Below are 1,022 nucleotides of genomic sequence, written 5' to 3'. Positions count from 1 at the left end.
AAATGCAAAAGAACAAAATATTATTAGTACTAATAGTGGTAATATCACATTAGATACAGAAACAGGTGATAATTTATTAAATATCAAAACAACGGGTATAAACCAAACTATTGCTAGTGCGGCTCAGAAATCTATTTATGCTCGTAATGGAAGTTCAGTTACATTATTGGCACATGAAGGATGGAATAAGATTCAGATTGGTAATGACCAAGAAACAAGTATTATCGGAAAAGTATCGAATGTACATGGAATCGATAACCAATCAGGCGCTACTGTTGAAATGAAAGCAGGTAAGGGAAATATACTTTCCATCTATGCACCAAACGCAAAACATCAAACAATTCTTTCTGCATCTGGAAGATCAGTAGATAGCGATAAGAAATCGATAGTATTAACAGCAACAGACAATAATGCTAATAACGTATTAATTCTACAAACTACAGCAACTAATCAAGATAGTGGTAATTTAGCAGGTATTAAAGCTATAAAAACAGCAACAGTATTATTATCTGCCGCTAAAGGCCAAAATATTCTTTTGATAGGTAATGAGAAAGAAACTGATCTTGATGGAAAAGTATTAGGTGTCTATGGAATTAATAATGGAACAGATAATCCTAATAAAGTTAATGATGAGTTAGGTGGTAATGTTCAAATTGATGCAGATAAAGGAAATATAATTTCCATCTATGCGCCAAATGCAAAAGATCGAACAGTTATTAAGACTTGGAATGGTAGTACAAGTTTACATACAGATTTAGGCAATAACGAATTAATTCTACAAACTACAGAAACTAATCAACAAAGTGGTATTCATCGGGCTATAGATTCTTTCTATGGTAGCTTAGTATCACTGAAATCGGAAAATGGTAAAAATAAGATTCAAATTGGTGATGCCGAAAATTTTCCTAATGTAAATGGAATGGTTTCAAAAGTAGAGGGTATTTTTGGTTATAATGCTACTACTTCAATGGAAGCGGGAAATGGTAATGAAATTTCCATTTATGCACCAAATGCAAAAGAAC

1 protein-coding gene is annotated in these 1,022 nt (G+C 32.3%); it reads left to right on the top strand.

Going from position 1 to position 1,022, the window contains the following annotated elements:
• Positions 1–1,022, top strand: a 1,022-nt coding sequence (locus tag QS62_RS12075; protein WP_197496274.1) for a hypothetical protein, incomplete at both ends; no start/stop codon positions are given.

The organism is Gallibacterium salpingitidis, from assembly GCF_001678495.1.
Taxonomy (GTDB): Bacteria; Pseudomonadota; Gammaproteobacteria; order Enterobacterales; family Pasteurellaceae; genus Gallibacterium; species Gallibacterium salpingitidis.
Note: the sequence above shows the minus strand (reverse complement) of the source record. Positions and strands in the feature narration are given on the sequence as shown.